This is a genomic window from Moorena sp. SIO3E8, assembly GCF_010692445.1.
GTDB lineage: Bacteria > Cyanobacteriota > Cyanobacteriia > Cyanobacteriales > Coleofasciculaceae > Moorena > Moorena bouillonii.
Map to the genome: position 1 here is coordinate 1 of NZ_JAAHHM010000130.1, position 17,112 is coordinate 17,112.

17 protein-coding genes are annotated in these 17,112 nt (G+C 43.4%); 14 read left to right on the top strand and 3 right to left on the bottom strand.

Going from position 1 to position 17,112, the window contains the following annotated elements; all coding sequences use genetic code 11:
- From F6K46_RS31690 to F6K46_RS31715, 6 genes are all read left to right on the top strand, one after another.
- Window positions 1-1,456 (top strand): class I adenylate-forming enzyme family protein (locus F6K46_RS31690; protein ID WP_293117714.1); only part of this gene is annotated, 1,456 nt, incomplete at its 5' end.
- Between the two features lie 57 nt (window positions 1,457-1,513).
- Window positions 1,514-2,533 (top strand): methyltransferase, encoded by a 1,020-nt coding sequence (locus tag F6K46_RS31695; protein WP_293059353.1) that lies wholly within the window; start codon window positions 1,514-1,516, stop codon window positions 2,531-2,533.
- A 513-nt stretch (window positions 2,534-3,046) separates the two neighbouring features.
- The gene (locus tag F6K46_RS31700) at window positions 3,047-3,673 is read left to right on the top strand and encodes an FMN-dependent NADH-azoreductase (RefSeq protein WP_293041139.1); all 627 of its coding nucleotides are present in this window, start codon (window positions 3,047-3,049) and stop codon (window positions 3,671-3,673) included.
- A 57-nt stretch (window positions 3,674-3,730) separates the two neighbouring features.
- A complete protein-coding gene (locus F6K46_RS31705; protein ID WP_293041141.1) occupies window positions 3,731-4,174 on the top strand; it encodes a carboxymuconolactone decarboxylase family protein in 444 nt (147 codons plus the stop codon).
- Window positions 4,126-4,368 carry a hypothetical protein gene (locus tag F6K46_RS31710; protein ID WP_293059446.1) on the top strand — a complete coding sequence of 81 codons (243 nt, stop codon included), beginning with the start codon at window positions 4,126-4,128 and terminating at the stop codon, window positions 4,366-4,368. Before F6K46_RS31705 ends, F6K46_RS31710 begins: the two co-directional genes overlap by 49 nt.
- 108 nt (window positions 4,369-4,476) lie before the next feature.
- Window positions 4,477-5,679, top strand: coding sequence for a 4-hydroxybenzoate 3-monooxygenase (locus tag F6K46_RS31715; RefSeq protein ID WP_293059350.1), 1,203 nt, complete (start codon window positions 4,477-4,479; stop codon window positions 5,677-5,679).
- Window positions 5,680-5,771: 92 nt separating this feature from the next.
- Here the strand turns inward: F6K46_RS31715 and F6K46_RS31720 are convergent, their stop codons facing one another.
- On the bottom strand, window positions 5,772-5,906 hold the full coding sequence (locus F6K46_RS31720) for a hypothetical protein (RefSeq protein ID WP_293059347.1): 135 nt from the start codon (window positions 5,904-5,906) through the stop codon (window positions 5,772-5,774).
- Window positions 5,907-6,112: 206 nt separating this feature from the next.
- On the opposite strand from F6K46_RS31720, the gene F6K46_RS31725 reads away from it, so the two are divergent.
- The 3 genes from F6K46_RS31725 to F6K46_RS31735 all read left to right on the top strand — a co-directional run bounded on the left by F6K46_RS31725 (window position 6,113) and on the right by F6K46_RS31735 (window position 9,845).
- The gene (locus F6K46_RS31725; RefSeq protein ID WP_293059344.1) at window positions 6,113-6,943 is read left to right on the top strand and encodes a DUF3050 domain-containing protein; all 831 of its coding nucleotides are present in this window, start codon (window positions 6,113-6,115) and stop codon (window positions 6,941-6,943) included.
- Between the two features lie 341 nt (window positions 6,944-7,284).
- On the top strand, window positions 7,285-9,168 hold the full coding sequence (locus F6K46_RS31730; protein WP_293059341.1) for an aspartate kinase: 1,884 nt from the start codon (window positions 7,285-7,287) through the stop codon (window positions 9,166-9,168).
- 83 nt (window positions 9,169-9,251) lie between these two features.
- On the top strand, window positions 9,252-9,845 hold the full coding sequence (locus tag F6K46_RS31735) for a glutathione S-transferase family protein (RefSeq protein WP_293059338.1): 594 nt from the start codon (window positions 9,252-9,254) through the stop codon (window positions 9,843-9,845).
- Between the two features lie 265 nt (window positions 9,846-10,110).
- On the opposite strand, the gene F6K46_RS31740 is transcribed toward F6K46_RS31735, so the two are convergent.
- A complete protein-coding gene (locus F6K46_RS31740) occupies window positions 10,111-10,722 on the bottom strand; it encodes a Crp/Fnr family transcriptional regulator (RefSeq protein ID WP_293022562.1) in 612 nt (203 codons plus the stop codon).
- 104 nt (window positions 10,723-10,826) lie between these two features.
- Here F6K46_RS31740 and F6K46_RS31745 point away from each other — a divergent pair, with 104 nt between their 5' ends.
- Window positions 10,827-11,867, top strand: a complete 1,041-nt coding sequence (locus F6K46_RS31745) for a chlorophyll a/b binding light-harvesting protein (RefSeq protein ID WP_293059335.1) — start codon at window positions 10,827-10,829, stop codon at window positions 11,865-11,867.
- A gap of 95 nt (window positions 11,868-11,962) precedes the next feature.
- Window positions 11,963-13,465 carry a chlorophyll a/b binding light-harvesting protein gene (locus F6K46_RS31750; RefSeq protein ID WP_293059332.1) on the top strand — a complete coding sequence of 501 codons (1,503 nt, stop codon included), beginning with the start codon at window positions 11,963-11,965 and terminating at the stop codon, window positions 13,463-13,465.
- 269 nt (window positions 13,466-13,734) lie between these two features.
- Here the strand turns inward: F6K46_RS31750 and F6K46_RS31755 are convergent, their stop codons facing one another.
- Window positions 13,735-13,932, bottom strand: coding sequence for a hypothetical protein (locus F6K46_RS31755; RefSeq protein ID WP_293059329.1), 198 nt, complete (start codon window positions 13,930-13,932; stop codon window positions 13,735-13,737).
- Between the two features lie 381 nt (window positions 13,933-14,313).
- On the opposite strand from F6K46_RS31755, the gene fldA reads away from it, so the two are divergent.
- The 3 genes from fldA to F6K46_RS31770 all read left to right on the top strand — a co-directional run bounded on the left by fldA (window position 14,314) and on the right by F6K46_RS31770 (window position 16,551).
- Window positions 14,314-14,826 carry a flavodoxin FldA gene (gene fldA / locus F6K46_RS31760; RefSeq protein ID WP_293059326.1) on the top strand — a complete coding sequence of 171 codons (513 nt, stop codon included), beginning with the start codon at window positions 14,314-14,316 and terminating at the stop codon, window positions 14,824-14,826.
- Window positions 14,827-15,166: 340 nt separating this feature from the next.
- A complete protein-coding gene (locus F6K46_RS31765; RefSeq protein WP_293059323.1) occupies window positions 15,167-15,904 on the top strand; it encodes an alpha/beta hydrolase in 738 nt (245 codons plus the stop codon).
- A 317-nt stretch (window positions 15,905-16,221) separates the two neighbouring features.
- Complete coding sequence (locus F6K46_RS31770) at window positions 16,222-16,551, top strand: hypothetical protein (RefSeq protein WP_293059320.1); 330 nt, start codon at window positions 16,222-16,224, stop codon at window positions 16,549-16,551.
- Window positions 16,552-17,112: the final 561 nt, after the last annotated feature.

Below are 17,112 nucleotides of genomic sequence, written 5' to 3' on the forward strand. Positions count from 1 at the left end.
TTTGACCTGGATTTCATACGTGTTCTCTTCCGATCTTGGAATCGGTTACTTTATCCATTACTTAGCACTAAACAACCTCGGTGCTATTCCAGTTTTGGTAAACGGTCGTATGGATCCTGATATTGCTGCTGACTTTATCAGGCGTGTTGGTGCCATTGGTTTATATTCTGATCAGAAGCACCTGGATACTATTAGTGGCTACGTCAAAACTAATGACTCATTAAAGTTTATTGCCACAGATGTCAACAATACAGCTGTTCAGAGCTCAGAGATAGAGCTTCCCCAGTGGTATCCATATTCTCCTACAGATTCTCATCCAATTATGATCTGTCATTCCTCTGGTACTACTGGAAAGCCTAAGCCAGTGATATTTGGGCATCAACAGTTTTTCTTTGGCAAACGAATTCGGCTGCTAAATTTTCCAGCTAGTCAATCCGATAAGTTTTTGTTTGCTTTACCTAGTTCACATTCGGCGGGAATTAGCTACTTTATGACAGTAACCTTACTGGGGTTACCCACTATGGTTTTGTCAGATTTATCTGGGAATAATGCTATTACTCAAGCTGAAGAACTTAAAGCGACTATAGTAGCAGCTTTTCCACAAACCTATGCCGACATGGCTTCCCAGGCTTTAGAAAAAGACCAATTGAGTTCTGTAAAAATGTGGATTAATACAGGAGATGCTGCCCATGAAGCTCATATCAGGACTCTGGTAAATGCTGGGAATTCTAAATCAGTCTTTATTGATGGTTTGGGTGCTTCAGAACTCGGCATGGCTTTGTTTAATAAAGTCTCTAGTCGCCAGACAAGCTTGTATAATCGATATATGGGTAAACCACGCAGTTTTGTAAAAGCTGTAGTATTAGATGAGGAGGGAAATCTACTGCCACCCTATCAGGTAGGTTTCCTCGGTATTAAATCTCCAACTATTACACCAGGCTATTGGAATGATTCTAACCGCACCCTCAAAAGTTATAAACAAGGGTACTGGATTAGTGGGGATTTGGCTTATTATGATCAGGATAATAAATTTTTTCACGTGGATCGTGCGGTTGATGCGATTCAGTGCGCTAGCGGCTTAGTCAATACCTTACCCATCGAAGAATTAATTTTGAAGAACAACTCAGCTGTTGCTGATTGTACAATAATTGGTGTTCCTAAGGAAAAAGGCTTGGATGGTTTGGTAGCTTTTATAAAGCTGAAAGCGCCAGTAAATATTACAGCATCAGCTCTGATTACTGCTATCAATAAGCAACTATTGGATAACAAGTTTGAATCCTTGTATTTCTTAGAAATCGTCAGTAATCTTCCTGTAGGATCAACAGGAAAAGTATTGAAAAGGAAGCTTCGCGAGCAATATCAGGATATCCTAATTTGTGCTGAGCATAACTTAGAGAGTAAAGGGCTTCATGATTTTGCTTATCCACAGCCAACTAAAGTTCCAGTTAGGTCTTAGATTTTTTATACTTCACTGAACATTTTTAACTCAAGTAAACTAGAAGGAGACTAGTCAATGGAAGCGATTAATAAACAGTTGGGACCGGACAAACTATTAGAATTAGGGTTGGCTTTTTCGGCATCTAAGACATTCTTAAGTGCAGTGGAACTGGGAGTATTTACTGAACTGGCTCAGAGTTCTATGACTGCTGCTGAATTGACTGAAAAACTAGGACTTCATCCCCGTAGCGCGCGAGATTTTTTGGATGCACTGGTTGCCTTAAACGTGTTAGACCGTTCTAATCACCGTTACAGTAACACCCCTGAAAGTGATTTGTTTCTTGACCGCTCCAAGCCTTCCTATATCGGTGGTTGTCTAGAAATGTGCAACAGCCGTCTCTATGGATTTTGGGGTTCATTAACAGAAGGGTTACAGAGCGGTCAACCCCAGAATGAAGCCAAAAATGGAGAAGACTTCTTCGGCACCCTTTACAGGGACCCTGCCCGCCTAAAACTCTTTCTGGAAGCAATGTCTGGGGTCAGTATGGGAGTAGCTAAAGCGATCGCTGATAAATTTCCCTGGGAGAAGTTTCAGACCTTTATCGATATCGGTACGGCTCAAGGGCAGTTACCAGTAACCGTTGCCCTAAGTCACGACCATTTACGTGGAGGTGGGTTCGACTTGCCAGTGGTTCGCCCAATTTACGAGGAATATGTTGCTTCCAGAGGACTTAGCCAGCGATTAAACTTTCATGGTGGTGACTTTTTCCAGGATATGCTGCCTAGTGCTGATGTTTTGGTAATGGGACACATCCTGCATGACTGGAATCTAGAAGAAAAGCACCTGTTAATTGCCAAAGCCTACGAAGCACTCCCGACCGGTGGTGCATTGATTGTTTACGACGCACTAATCGACGATGAGCGCTGCCAGAACAAGTTTGGGTTACTGATGAGCCTAAATATGCTGATCGAGACCTTTGGGGGTTTCGACTACACAGGAGCAGACTGCTGTGCTTGGATGGACAAAGTAGGATTCAAAGACACTTACACTAAACCTCTTGTAGGAGCTTACTCAATGGCAGTAGGCATCAAATAATCCAATTACAGGTTAGCAGGCGATCAAGTTAGCAGGTTAGCAGGTTGAAGGTTAGCAGGTTAGCAGGTTAGCAGGTTAGCAGGTTGAAGGTTAGCAGGTTGAAGGTTAGCAGGTTAGCAGGTTGAAGGTTAGCAGGTTGAAGGTTAGCAGGTTTAAGGTTAGCAGGTTACAGGTTATCAGGTTACAGGTTAGAGTTTACAGGTTACCAGGTTAAAGGTTATATTCTGAACCTTCAACCAAACCACCAAACAACCTTCAACCAAACCACCAAACAACCTTCAACCAAACCACCAAACAACCTTCAACCAAACCACCAAACAACCTTCAACCAAACCACCAAACAACCTTCAACCAAAAAACCTTCAACCTTCAACCAAACCACCTTCAACCTTCAACCAAACCACCAAACAACCTTCAACCAAACCACCTTCAACCTTCAACCAAACCACCTTCAACCTTCAACCAAACCACCTTCAACCTTCAACCAAACCACCTTCAACCTTCAACTTAATTATGACCCATATTCTTCACATTGATGCTAGTCCCCGTGGCGATCGCTCTATTTCTCGGCAATTGTCTAATCGGTTTATTCAAACTTGGAAGTCTTTCTATCCAGACGACACCGTCAGCTATCGAGATTTAGGTCATAATCCTGTGCCCCATGTTGATGAAAAGTGGATTGCTGCAGCATTTTGTCCTCCAGAAAAACGCACTACTGAATTAGTAGAGGCAATTAAAGTATCAGATACTTTGGTGGATGAATTTTTAGCAGCCGATCGCTATGTTTTTGGCATTCCCATGTACAACTTCAATGTTCCATCTACCTTCAAAGCATATATCGATCAAATTTTTCGATTTAATCGCACCTTTACCTTTGACGAACCTGGTCAATATCGGGGCTTAGTTCCTAAGGGAAAGAAAATGCTAATTTTTACAGCTCGTGCCGGTACTTTCTCTCCAGGAAGCCCTATTGCTGATTACGATTATCAGGAACCTTTTTTACGGGCTATATTTGGAGTACTTGGCATTACAGATATCACGTTTATTCATGCCGAGAAACTAGATTTAGGGGAAGAAGCCCGTCAGCAATCTTTGGCCAATGCCCGTGCTGAGCTTGAGAAAGCAGTAGGAACGTGGTGATCACGTCAAACGTAAAAAGTCAAGTTTGTAATTTTACAAACCAATTGAGGTATTTAAATGGAAACAAGATTGGAACTAAAGAAAGTTGAACCAGCAGCTTATATAGCCATGAATTCCTTGGAAAATTATGTGAATAAAAGTGGCTTAGATAAAACACTGAGAAAGTTAATAAAAATCCGTGCTTCTCAACTTAATCAATGTGCTTTTTGTATCGATATGCATACAAAAGAAGCCAGAAGTAATGGAGAAACAGAACAACGGATATATGCCCTAAATGCTTGGCAAGAAGCGCCATTTTTTAGCCCAGAAGAGCGAGCTGTATTAGAGCTAACTGAAGCAGTGACGCTGATTTCAGAGAATCAGGTACCGAATTCAGTTTATGAAGAGGTAAGTCGCTATTTTTCGGAAACTGAAATAGCTAAACTTTTGATGGCTATTGTCACGATCAATGGTTGGAATCGTATTGCTATTACTACAAAAATGATTCCAGGTACCTATTAGACGCTGATCAGCTATCAGCTATCAGCTATCAGCTATCAGCTATCAGCTATCAGCTATCAGCTATTAGCTATCAGCTTAAGCGCTACGCGCACGCTACGCGAACAGCTATCAGCTATCAGCTATCAGCTATCAGCTATCAGCTATCAGCTATTAGCTATCAGCTATCAGCAAAAGGCCAAATAAGTTTATTTTAAGCTGACCGCTGACCGCTGACTGCTGACTGCTGACTGCTTACAGAGGCTGTTTGTCAATAAAATGTGCTTTCTTGTTATTCAAATCTAACTAAAGAGGTAGCTTAAACCATGACTAATAGTACAGCATTGAAAACATCAGTTTGTATTTTAGGTTCAGGTCCAGCTGGGATTGTAGTTGGTAATATCCTGCTACAAAATGGAATTGATTGTATCATTGCGGATAGATACAACCGCGAAGAAATATATACGAAGGCGCGGGCCGGTGTGCTGGAAAGCACCACAGTTGACCTACTCAAAAAACATGGTCTAGCGGATACAATTCTCCAAAATGGCTATACCCATGATACCTGTGAATTTCGTTACCCTGATTACAGCGTTGTCTTTGATTACGGAAAGTTAGCTGATGGCGATGTCCATTACATTTATCCCCAAAGCAATCTAAATGACGATCTGATCCAAAGATATCTGGATGCAGGTGGAAAGTTACTGTTACGCCATGAAGGGAAAAAAATTACTCAAACCGATGACGGCGTCATTGTTGAGTGTTACGATAAAGATGGTGACACCACGATCACGATTCATGCTGATTTTGTAGCAGGGTGTGATGGCTATCATGGAATCTCGCGCCAATCAATTCCAGACGGAGCGGTAGACATCTACACAAAACAGCATCCCTACGGCTGGCTGGCAGTTTTAGCTTACGCACCACCTTCTGCAACACATGTGATCTATGGCTTGCATCATGATGGCTTTGGAGCTCACATGCCGCGCAATGCCAAGATTTCTCGTTATTACTTACAAGTTCCACTCCATGATGAGGTTAAAAATTGGCCTGATCAACGGATCTGGAGTACCTTGGCCAAGCGTCTGGCCAAAAAGGAATGGACTTTGAAAGAAGGGGAAATCTTTGACAAGCGGATTTTATCCATGCGCAGTTATGTTATGGAGCCGTTACAGTACCAACGGTTATTGATAGCTGGTGATGCGGGTCACATTATTACACCTTGTGGCGGTAAAGGTTTAAATCTGGCGGTACAGGATGCGGGTGTTCTGGGAGAAGTATTGGTAAGTTACTATCAGGAAAAACGGGATATTTCTTACCTGAAACGCTACTCAGAAATTCGTTTGCCCTATATTTGGCGTGCTCAAGAATTCTCTTGTTCGATGTTGCATATGCTCCATAAGTCTGAAGACAAGGATGTAGACAATGTTCGTTTCTTCAATAAGTTGAGTGAATCGAAATTGAAGCAATTGTCTACATCGGCAACATTTGCTAGGGATTTTGCTAGAAACTATGTTGGTATTATCTAGCAAAGGGAATAGGGAGTAGGGAGTAGGGAGTAGGGAGTAGGGAAGAAAATTATCACAATTCCTACACGGAACCCTATCTGATTGACCGTAGGTCACGCTACGCGATGAAGCGTTTCGGCAAAGCCGACGCTACGCGAACGCAAAGCGTGGCCATTCGCGTAGCGTGGCCGAAAGGCCAAGGCCTCAGCTTCCGCTAAAAGCGAACGACTTAGAGCGAAAATTGCCAACTAATTTGGTAATTGGTAATTGTTAATTGGGATTAATATAGCGGTTTATAGCCTAATGAGGTACAGAGTGTTTTTTACCTGCTCCCTGTTCCCTGTTCCCTGTTCCCTGTTCCCTGTTCCCTGTTCCCTACTCCCTGTTCCCTACTCCCTAAAAACATGTGCCTCACCCAATTAAAAAACTCTATAGGTTATTAAGGAGACCAATCATGAAGATTATCGAAATGCAAAATTATAAGAATTTCGACTATTACACTCAGCTGGAAGAACAACTTAAACCAAGCCGTATGGCTCTGATCAATCACCCCCTTTACCAACAGTTAAATGACTTGGTATCTCTACAAATATTTATGGAGTCTCACGTGTTTGCTGTTTGGGATTTTATGTCTCTGATTAAGACTCTTCAACACCGAGTCACTTGCTTGGATGTGCCTTGGGTGCCACCGACAGATATTAATTCTGCCAGGATGGTCAATGAGATTGTTTTAGCTGAAGAGACTGATGAAGTCTCACCAGGAAATTACATCAGTCACTATGATCTCTATATGGTGGCGATGACAGAGATTGGGGCTGATACTAATCCAATTAAAACGTTTATCTCTTCTCTTCGCAAAGGTATTCCAGCTGACCAAACTCTAGCCTCTATTTCGATACCTGAATTAACCAAAACGTTTGTTAAATTCACGTTGGAAACGACTACTAAGTCAACCCATGAAGTAGCTGCAGCTTTTCTACTAGGTCGAGAAGATATCATTCCTGCTATGTTCAGACAGGTTATTGCTACTTTAGATAGTCTTTATGGATTTACTTGGGATTCTTTGCGTCTCTATCTAGACAGGCATAATTTTCTGGATGAGGATCAACATGTTCCGATGGGGAAAAAACTCTTAAAAAATCTTTGTGGTGATGATCCTGTAAAGTGGGAGCAAGCTTTCAACTCTGCTGAGAATGCTCTCAAAGCACGCTATGCTCTATGGGATGGTGTAGCTGAGTTGATTCAGCTCAACAAAGAGAATGATATAGCGCTGCTTGAGATGTAATAAGGCGGTTTGCAATTGCTGTTAGGTACAAAGTTCTGGGTTTTTAGGGAACAGGGAACAGGGAACAGGGAACAGGGAAAACAATCCTGTGTACCTAATAGTTATGCAAACCGCCATAGTTAACAGGGAACTTCGGAACAGGGAAGGGTCATCGAACTCAGGTTATTATAGGGCTCAATAGCTCTTTCATACTGTTCCCTTGTCCGAAGTTTACTGTTACTTGTTTATAGTAATACTATTTTCCTAGTAAATCCTTATATTAGCCATTACTAAAGCAATAAAAAATAAAATATTTTTTATTTAAATCAATTTAAAATTAATACTTTATTTGAGGCTATATCATGCTAATCATCCAAAAGTATGGTGGTACGTCGGTTGGATCAGTTGAAAGACTTAAAGCAGTTGCCCAGCGGGTGAAGCAAACAGTCCAAAATAATAATAATGTGGTGCTAGTGGTTTCGGCGATGGGGAAAACCACTGATGATTTGCTCGGTTTATCGAAGGCAATCTCCACTAATCCCAGTGCTCGGGAGATGGATATGCTTCTATCTACTGGAGAACAAGTATCAATTGCTTTGCTGAGTATGGCATTGCAGGAATTGGGACAACCGGCTATTTCTTTAACTGGGGCACAAGTAGAAATTATTACTGATGCTGAACACGGTCGTGCCAGAATTTTGGAAATTCAGCCAAAGCGAATTCAGCACTATCTTAATCAAGGAACTGTGGTAGTTGTAGCTGGATTTCAGGGTATGACCAGTGGTGATAACTTTGAAATTACTACTCTAGGACGTGGCGGTTCAGATATATCAGCTGTGGCGTTAGGGGCTGCCTTAAAAGCAAATTTGTGCGAAATTTATACTGATGTTCCAGGCATTTTTACAACTGATCCTCGGATTGTACCAGAGGCACAATTAATCCCAGAAATTACTTGTGATGAAATGCTAGAGTTAGCGAGTTTAGGGGCAAAGGTGCTACATCCTAGGGCGGTAGAGATTGCTCGTAATTATGGGGTACCTTTGGTTGTACGTTCAAGCTGGAACAATGCACCAGGAACTAGGATAATTTCTCCGATGCCTAAACCTCGTTCTCTGAAAGGGTTGGAAATTAACAAGGCAGTATATGGAGTGGAATTGGAGACAAATCAAGTAAAAGTAGCCCGATGGCAAGGGCGGGATCGTTTAGGGGTAGCGGCAGGGTTATTTGATGAAATTGCTCGTGACAATCTCGATGTTAATCTGATGATTCAGTCAATTCAGGAGGACGATGGTAAAGATATTGCGTTGACCGTAGTGAACAGAGGTTTTGAACAAGGTGAGACTTTAGGAGCTGCAGCAAGTGAAACTAAACTCAAAGAGTTGATTACTTCTGCTTTATACAGGGATCCTTGGCAAGGGTCACAAGAGGTAGAAATGATGGTAGAGCAGAATATGGCAACAGTGGCAATTACTGGAACTGGTATGATTGGACGTCCTGGGGTTGCAGCTAAAATGTTTTCTACTCTAGCAGAGGCGGGAGTTAATATTGAGATGATTTCTACCTCTGAGTTGAAGATCACCTGTGTGATTAATGCTGAGGTATGCGATCGCGCTGTTGCTGCTTTGTGTCAGGCTTTTGAAATTGATCGTTCTGTAGTGCTCGGAGCTGATTCAATTCAGGAGTTTTCTACCGGTTCAAGCCCATCCCCAGTATGCGGTGCTGTGGTTGATCTCAACCAAGCTTGTATCACAATTCGCCATGTCAGAGATCAAGCGGGAATGGCAGCAAAAGTCTTTGGACGACTGGCACAAGAAAATATTAGTGTTGATATGATTATTCAGTCTCAACGCTGTCATAGCTTTAATGATATCCCCAGCTGTGATATTGCGTTTACGGTGGCTCAAGCTGATGCTGAAGCAGCATCCATGGCTTTAAAAGCGTTAGCACTAAGTATTGGTTGTGGGGAAATTCTAGTGGATACAGAAATCGCTAAAGTTAGTCTAGTTGGGGGTGGTATGGTGGCACAACCAGGGGTTGTGGCTCAGTTTTTTGAGGCATTAGCACAACAGCAAATAACTATTCAGATGATTACAAGTTCGGACACTAAAATTAGTTGTGTGGTTGCTCAAGAAGAAGGAGTTAAGGCTTTAAATGCGGTGCATAAGGGGAGCATCCCGGTGGTTAAAAACTATCCCCAAACCGTTAAGGGTTTGGCTACACCAGCAAAGCATAGCTACGCAGGGTAATCAGCAGGCTAATAAATCCGGCACAATTAAAGCTGACGGCTGAATACTGACAAAAATCAGGCAAAAATCAGGAGAATACAATTATGATCAAACTTTATGATTACCAGCTATCTGGCAATTGCTACAAAGTGCGGCTAATGCTTTCACTACTTGGGTTAGAACATGAGACTGTCTGGGTTGACCTGGACAATGGTCAACACAAATCTCCAGAGTTTCTGGAATTGAATTCCTTTGGACAAGTGCCAGTTCTCACCGATGGAGATTTAATCTTTCAGGATGCCCAAGGTATTTTAGTATATCTAGCACGGCGCTATGGTAGCGAAGACTGGCTGCCTTTGGAGCCTGAAGCCATGAGTCGAGTGATGCGCTGGCTATCTACAACTGCAGGAGAGATTCGCCAGGGTCCAGAGTTTGCTAGACTTTATTACAAGTTTAATGTACAAACCGTTAACATCGAGGTAGCAACACAAAAGTCGGAAACTATCCTGACACTGCTCGACAACCACCTCAGTGATCGGGAATGGCTGGAACTAGGTCACCGCACAATTGCTGATATTGCTTGCTTCCCCTATGTTAGTCTCTCACCAGACGCTAAGATTTCTCTAGATGCTTACCCCAATGTGATGTCTTGGATGGAGCGGATTAAGCAATTATCAGGCTACGTTGCGATCGCATAATTTCGGGCATTGCTGAATCTTCGAATTAATATGAGTGGGGTGGGCATCCTGCCCGCCCGAAATTATTGATAACGGGCAAGATGCCCGTTCCACCAAGATGCCCGTTCCACCAAGATGCCCATTCCACAAAACTATTAAAATCATTCTATTATTAAGCAACGCATAATTTCCTCCCCACCATCAGCCCGTAACTTAATCACGTCGATGGCGCTAGCGGTACTCTTTCCAGGTATGCTGAATCTAGCGCCATTGATAGCATTTTCATTTATATTTCAGAACAATCGCGCAACACAATACAGTATCGACGAGGACGACTGATTATCCCTTCTTCCTCAAACTGCTTGATCAGCCTGGTGATGGTTACTCGTGTGGTGCCAATCATCTCAGCTAGTTCTTGATGGGTCACTGGTATATCAATAAGTTGCCCACTACAGACGGGACGACCGAACTTCCGGGCTAACCAACTCAAAAACTGTTGCAAACGCTGAGAGACTCTTGGTGTTCTAATGATACACAGCAACTCTTCTGTCTGTCGCAGATGGCAAACAATAGCCTCGGATAAGCGGTAAGACTGAGACAAAGACAGACATTGCGCTTTAACCCTAGTCAAACACTCGATCTCGTAAGTTTGCAAGTTAGACAAAGATTTCCCCACTACATCCCCAACTCCCCAATATCCTAATGTAATTACTGTTCCTTCGTCATTCCAGGTCAAGGTTTTAACCACACCCTGTTGAACTACCCATAGTTGATCGGGTTCTAGAGCAATCAAGTCATGGCGCTTAAAGAGATGAACAGATGGCTTGAACCTAGTGGTGACAGGGTTCTGAGTGACTAACGATTGCTGTGATCCCTTACCAAATCTGCGAATTGTCATGATTCTTAATAAAAATAGGTTTCATTTTCCTTAAGCAGTAGTGTAAGCTATTCCAAGTAACTATTGAATATATTTTGCAATAAAATCCTAGGAGGTGTAGTATAGTGGCAAACATTGCTGAGAGTTCCCGATTAGTAGAGGGAGAGTATGGTTGGTGGGCAGGTAACGCTCGCCTCACGGAGTTATCCGGGAAATTATTGGGGGCTCATGTTGCCCATGCTGGTCTAATCGTCTTCTGGGCTGGAGCAATAACCCTGTTTGAACTATCCTGCTTCAATCCTGCCAAACCCATGTACGAACAAGGCTTAATCCTGCTGCCCCACTTAGCAGCTCAAGGCTGGGGCGTTGGAGCTGGGGGAGCTATAGTTGATACTTACCCCTACTTTGTGATTGGTGTTTTGCACCTGATCTCTTCAGCATTTCTCGGCTTTGGTGGTATCTTCCACGCCCTCCGAGGTCCGGAAACTTTGGAAGAAAGCTCTGGCTTCTTTGGGTATAGCTGGGCAGATGGGGACAAAATGACCACTATCATTGGCATTCACCTGATTCTACTGGGATTTGGAGCTTTCCTACTGGTGGCTAAAGCTATGGCTTTTGGGGGGTTGTACGATCCAGCAGTGGAGAATGTGCGAGTCATTAACAACCCTACCCTGAATCCAGCAGTGATTTTCGGCTATCTGTTTGGTACTGTGGGCAAGAACTGGATTGCTGGAGTGAGTAACCTAGAGGATGTAGTTGGTGGTCATATTTGGGTTGGTCTACTGTGTATTGGCGGTGGCTTTTGGCACATCAAGACTCAGCCATCTGAGTGGACGCGGGGTCTTTTTATTTGGTCTGGAGAAGCCTATCTTTCCTACAGCTTGGGCGCTTTGGCGCTGATGGGATTTATCGCCGCGTACTTCTGCGCTGTTAACACCGTAGTCTACCCAGAAGTCTTCTATGGACCTGCCTTATCAATTAAACTGGGTGTTTTCCCCTACTTTGCCGATCTTAACTCTAGCTCCCTTTCTTGCCGGAGTTGGTTAGCTAATGCTCACTTCTTCCTTGGGTTTTTCTTCCTCCAAGGGCATATTTGGCATGCTTTGCGAGCAGCTGGCTTTGATTTTCGCCGGGGTAAGGTAGTAGCTTCAGAAGCTACTACCTAAATTCAGCTTAATGCAATTAATTCTAATAAAGTGTGTATATAATAGCACTTTATTGACCAAATCAAAATGCAAATAATTCTCAAAGAGGTACATCAATGACAGCAGTAATTGCTGATAGTCCCAACCAAGGCCAAATCTCAAAAGTCGGCTGGTGGGCTGGTAATGCTCGTTTTATTGAATTATCCGGTAAGTTGCTAGGCGCTCATATTGCCCATGCTGGTTTGATAGTCCTGTGGGCGGGAGCAATGACCCTGTTTGAACTATCTCGCTACAACCCTGACGTGCCGATGTATGACCAGGGATTAATCTTGTTGCCCCACCTGGCTTCGTTAGGTTTAGGTGTTGGGTCTGGTGGTCAAATTATCGACACCTATCCCTATTTTGTGGTTGGGGTCTTGCATTTGATTTCCTCAGCAGTGCTCGGAGCTGGAGGACTTTACCATTCCCTGCTTACCCCAGATAAATTAACCAAAGATGGCACCTTTGTTGGTTTCTTTGGTTATGACTGGGAAGACTCCGACAAGATGACCACCATTATCGGGATTCACCTAATCCTTTTGGGGGTTGGTGCTTGGTTGTTGGTAGCTAAAGCCATGTTTTGGGGTGGACTATTTGACCCCTGGGCGAGTGGCGGTGGCAATGTACGAGTGATTACCGATCCCACCCTTAGCCCTGTCAAAATTTTTGGCTACTTAGTTGGTGCATCCGGTTCAGAAGGCATGGCAGCAGTGAATAATTTACAAGATGTGGTTGGCGGTCACATCTGGATGGGTTTGATCTGCATTGGTGGTGGTTTCTGGCATATCTTGACTAAGCCGTTTAACTGGGCACGTGAGGTTTTGGTTTATTCCGGGGAAGCTTATCTCTCCTATAGCTTAGGAGCGATCGCCTACATGGGAATTTTGGCCGCCTACTTTGTCATGGTCAATGACACAGTTTATCCGGAAGTGTTCTATGGTCCAGTAGGGACTTTAGAATCCAGTGATGGCATCGTATCTGCTCGCGGTTGGTTGGCAGCATTCCACTTTGTCTTTGCCGTGTTGTTTCTTTTCGGTCATATCTGGCATGCTATCCGGGCGCGAGGAGCAGAAGCTGGTTTTGACTTCAAAAAAGGTGAGCTGATTAGCCCTCGGAGTAATCCCCAAGTTGGTGACTTGGCAACCCCACTTAACTCCTCAGATATTAGCCTTAACTTCCTCAAAAACCTACCTATTTACCGTCCCGGTCTTTCTCCCCTGTCCAGGGGTCTAGAAATTGGCATGGCTCATGGGTATTTTATCTTTGGTCCGTTTGCCAAATTAGGACCGTTGCGGGATTCACAGATGGCAAACTTAGCTGGTGTTACAGCAGCCATTGCTCTGATTGTAATCGCGACCATCGGCCTATCAATCTACGGTACAGTCACCTTTAAGAAAGAGCTGCAAACTGTACCTCGACCCACATTCGTTACTAGGGTACCTGAGGTACCAGAAACTATCCAAACTGCTGACGGATGGAGTCAGTTTGCTGGAGCTTTTCTAGTTGGTGGCGCTGGAGGAGCGATTTTTGCCTATCTGCTGGTCAATAACTTCAGTATGATTCAGGGAATGATGGGTTAAATTAGTTGCTAAGAAGTCTCAACAAATGCTATAGTAATTAATGGAGCATTCTATACGCTTCTTAAAACAGGAGCTGTCTGGGGCTAGGAAGCGATGTCAACCCTAACCCCATTATCTCTTTTCCCTAGCTTAGATATAACTAACGGTTCATCCGTCCGATAGTGACAGCCAGGTTAAGTCCAACCTTGACCGAAACTATGGCAACAGACAATAATCCCTCCTTTTGGTCTCAATTTATTGATAAAATTTATTGATAGATTGGAAATGACCTAGAGGGCTTTGATAAAGATGGATGTTTCCACGTGCGACTGGCATTTACTGGTATTGCTGCCACTGTCGGCAATGGATGCCAATGCTGGAGGAAAGGATACTGACTGAGTAGCGTGTACAGATCTCGAAAACGTTGCTTCTGTACTACCTCGGTAACCACTAAGCACAGCAAGCATACTACTTAGTTTTTCAACCATCTATCTAGTAGGTATATGCGCTACGCGCACGCTGCGCGAACAGCGATCAGCACTCAGCAAGATTTTTAATCAAATAAAACTTAGGGATTGAGTTAAAGAGTACTTTCCCTTTAACTAAAAGCTGATTAAAAATAGCTGATCGCTGAGCGAGCAATCCTTACACCAAGGAGCATGTCATCTTTGTAATTCTGTACATAGATCCCCCCTAGCCCCCCTTAAAAAAGGGGGGAATTAGATTAAAAAGTTTTCCTTAATAAGGGGGAATTAGATTAAAAAGTCCCCCTTATTAAGGGGGATTTAGGGGGATCTGAATCAGGAATTAATAAAATTAACATGCTGCTATTACACCATCTAATCAACATCAATCAGGAGTAAATAAAAATGTCAAAAATTGGTCTTTTCGTCGGCTCTCAAACCGGTAAAACAGAGGCGGCAGCTGAAGAAATTCAAGAAGGACTTGGCGGTGATGGTGTCGTCACTATACATAAAATAGAAGAGGCTGAAAATAGCGATTTTGAAAAGTACGACAATATCATCATCGGCTGTCCTACTTGGGATATTGGGGAATTACAAGCTGACTGGGATGGCTACTTTGAAGAGCTAGATAATATCAACTTTAGTGGTAAGAAAGTTGCCTACTTTGGAACTGGAGACCAGGAGGGCTATCCCGATAACTTTATGGATGCCATTGGTATTCTAGAAGCCAAAATTTCCGAATTGGGGGGTAGCACCGTAGGACAGTGGCCAAATGAGGGTTACGAATTTAATGAATCAAAAGCTCTCAAAAATGGTAAGTTTATTGGTCTTGCCCTGGATGACGATAACCAGTCTGAACTGACTGAAAAACGGATAAAAACTTGGGTAACCCAACTCAAACAAGAGTTTGGAGTTTAGTTTTTACAACCATTGTAAGCTGCTATGCATTTAAATTGGCTATTTTCCAATTAGGAAAAAACCTGAGGTGCGCTTGACCCGTAATTAAATTCGCCACGGGTCGCACCTGAAAACCGTCTCTTTTTTATAAAGCTAGCTACGTTGACCGTTGACTATTGACCACTGAAAGTTGATCGTTAACGGTCAACATTAATGACTTCCCAACAGATAAAAAAATGCTTCACCCTTATTGAAGTGATTAGAAAATTGCTATAGGGATCCGTGTAGGAATTATGAGAATTTTTGATGCCTACTCCCTACTCCCTACTGCCTACTCCCTACTCCCTACTCCCTTTGCTATATGTCTACTTTGCCTGAAATCCTTTGGTTGAATGTTAGTCCAAGTTTTCTACGTTTTGATCAGCCTTTAATTCGTTATTTATCTAAACAAAAGCGAGTTGGCCAGTGGGAGTATCGCCAAAACCAAGATGAACCAACTTCTCTTGATATCGCCCTTACCTTACTTCATGACTATCTCAAAACCTCAGATCATCCTATCCATCTGGTGGGCCACAGCACTGCCGGTTTGGTAGGACTACTGTATAGCCGTAAATATCCTGAAAAAGTCAAGTCTTTAACTCTATTATCAGTAGGTGTTAATCCCGCAGTTGACTGGCAAGCTCACTACTATGTGCAGTTCCAACTTCTACCCTGCACTCGCCAAGTGTTGCTTACCCAAATGGTTAAAAGCATCTTTGGTCATCAGAATCACCAGATCACTAAAGGTTTAGTAACCATCCTAGAGCAGGATTTAGCTTATTCTCCCTCTCCTCATTCCCTATATAAACGGGTTACTGTACCACCAAAAGCGGTGCAAGTGCCATTAATGGTATGTGGTTGCAAGGATGACATTATTGTTGATTCTAATGCTTTGCAAGGATGGAAATCTTGGTTAAAAGAATGCGATCGCTTATGGGAATATCCCGAAGGGGGTCACTTTTGCCACTATTTCCATCCCAATCGAGTAGGACGGCAAATCGTCCGGTTTTGGGAATCCCTATCATCACCAGTCCCTGAGCCATTAGCGATTAGTAGTTAGGTAAGCTATCAGCTATCAGCTATCAGCGATTAGCGCTATGGCCAGGCTACGGGAATGGCTGAATGCTGAATGCTGAATGCTGAATGCTGAATGCTGAATGCTTACACTAATCTGTAGCATCCATAAATTGAAATCCTATTAGTTAGTGTAGCGGTTTCTAGCCTAATGAAGTACACAAGATTTTTTCCCTGTTCCCTCTTCTGACTTCCCTGTTCCCTTCCCCCCTTATTAAGGGGGGTTAGGGGGGATTCCTGTTCCCTGTTCCCTAAAACCAGGGACTCTGTACCTCACCAAATTCAAAACGGCTATAGTTAACCATGTTCGATATACTTCTTTCTCAGGTTATTCAACATTTGGCAACGTTTCTGTGCTGCATAGCTGCTTGGACATTAATCGGAATAGCGTTATGGCGGATTAGGGTCACCTTTCAAGATGGTGTCGCTCATTTGAGACAATTACATCAAATTCCCTGTAGTCGCTGCGCCTTTTTTACTGGAGATTATCGCCTCAAGTGTACAGTGCATCCATCAAAGGCGCTAACAGAAGAAGCAATCAATTGTTATGACTATGAGGCAACTCTCAATCCTGCTAGGGTTAACTCACGACCATGTAAGTGTAGTCATCAAGCTACTTCTAAAGTTGTCTGAGGATAATGCGTTCGGCTCTGCTGCGCCAAAGGCGTTCCCAAGTTAGGTAAGCTATCAGCTAATGGGCTACGTGCAGGCTACGCGAACGGTGTTGCTGAATCTTTGAATGAATAGGAGTAGAGTGGGCATCCTGCCCGCGCGAAAAGATATTGAAACTGGCAAGATGCCAGTTCCACGCCTGATGCCCATTCCACCTCACTCTTAAAATCTTCCATTATTAAGCAACGCCACGCGAACAGTTTTTAAATAAGCGATGCAGCGCGGTCTTGGGGGAAACCCCCAAGACCGCGCTGCATTAAGACAACAAGTAAGCATTGGTTTAATCTTTTTTACGTCAGCACCTCAAGTAGCGAATGGCTGACGGCTGACGGCACCTCAAGTAGCGTGAGCTTTTAGCTCACGGCTGACGGCAGCTTCAGTTTTTCAGGAGGTTTCTAGTGCAGCGCGGCAGAAATACTTGAGCAGCTGCTGATAATGGTAAAATAGAAGGATGAACTGCTTACCTACTCGATGCTCAGCTTACCCTATTGTACTCTTCACAACTTGTGCTATGCCTGACCC

Excerpts from the sequence above, each read along its gene's own strand:
- F6K46_RS31725 (WP_293059344.1), top strand. The coding sequence starts at position 6,113 with ATGAAGATTATCGAAATGCAAAATTATAAGAATTTCGACTATTACACT.
- F6K46_RS31730 (WP_293059341.1), top strand. The coding sequence starts at position 7,285 with ATGCTAATCATCCAAAAGTATGGTGGTACGTCGGTTGGATCAGTTGAA.
- F6K46_RS31755 (WP_293059329.1), bottom strand. The coding sequence starts at position 13,932 with ATGGTTGAAAAACTAAGTAGTATGCTTGCTGTGCTTAGTGGTTACCGA.
- F6K46_RS31770 (WP_293059320.1), top strand. The coding sequence starts at position 16,222 with ATGTTCGATATACTTCTTTCTCAGGTTATTCAACATTTGGCAACGTTT.
- F6K46_RS31700 (WP_293041139.1), top strand. The coding sequence starts at position 3,047 with ATGACCCATATTCTTCACATTGATGCTAGTCCCCGTGGCGATCGCTCT.
- F6K46_RS31695 (WP_293059353.1), top strand. The coding sequence starts at position 1,514 with ATGGAAGCGATTAATAAACAGTTGGGACCGGACAAACTATTAGAATTA.
- fldA (WP_293059326.1), top strand. The coding sequence starts at position 14,314 with ATGTCAAAAATTGGTCTTTTCGTCGGCTCTCAAACCGGTAAAACAGAG.
- F6K46_RS31740 (WP_293022562.1), bottom strand. The coding sequence starts at position 10,722 with ATGACAATTCGCAGATTTGGTAAGGGATCACAGCAATCGTTAGTCACT.
- F6K46_RS31750 (WP_293059332.1), top strand. The coding sequence starts at position 11,963 with ATGACAGCAGTAATTGCTGATAGTCCCAACCAAGGCCAAATCTCAAAA.
- F6K46_RS31765 (WP_293059323.1), top strand. The coding sequence starts at position 15,167 with ATGTCTACTTTGCCTGAAATCCTTTGGTTGAATGTTAGTCCAAGTTTT.
- F6K46_RS31735 (WP_293059338.1), top strand. The coding sequence starts at position 9,252 with ATGATCAAACTTTATGATTACCAGCTATCTGGCAATTGCTACAAAGTG.
- F6K46_RS31715 (WP_293059350.1), top strand. The coding sequence starts at position 4,477 with ATGACTAATAGTACAGCATTGAAAACATCAGTTTGTATTTTAGGTTCA.
- F6K46_RS31705 (WP_293041141.1), top strand. The coding sequence starts at position 3,731 with ATGGAAACAAGATTGGAACTAAAGAAAGTTGAACCAGCAGCTTATATA.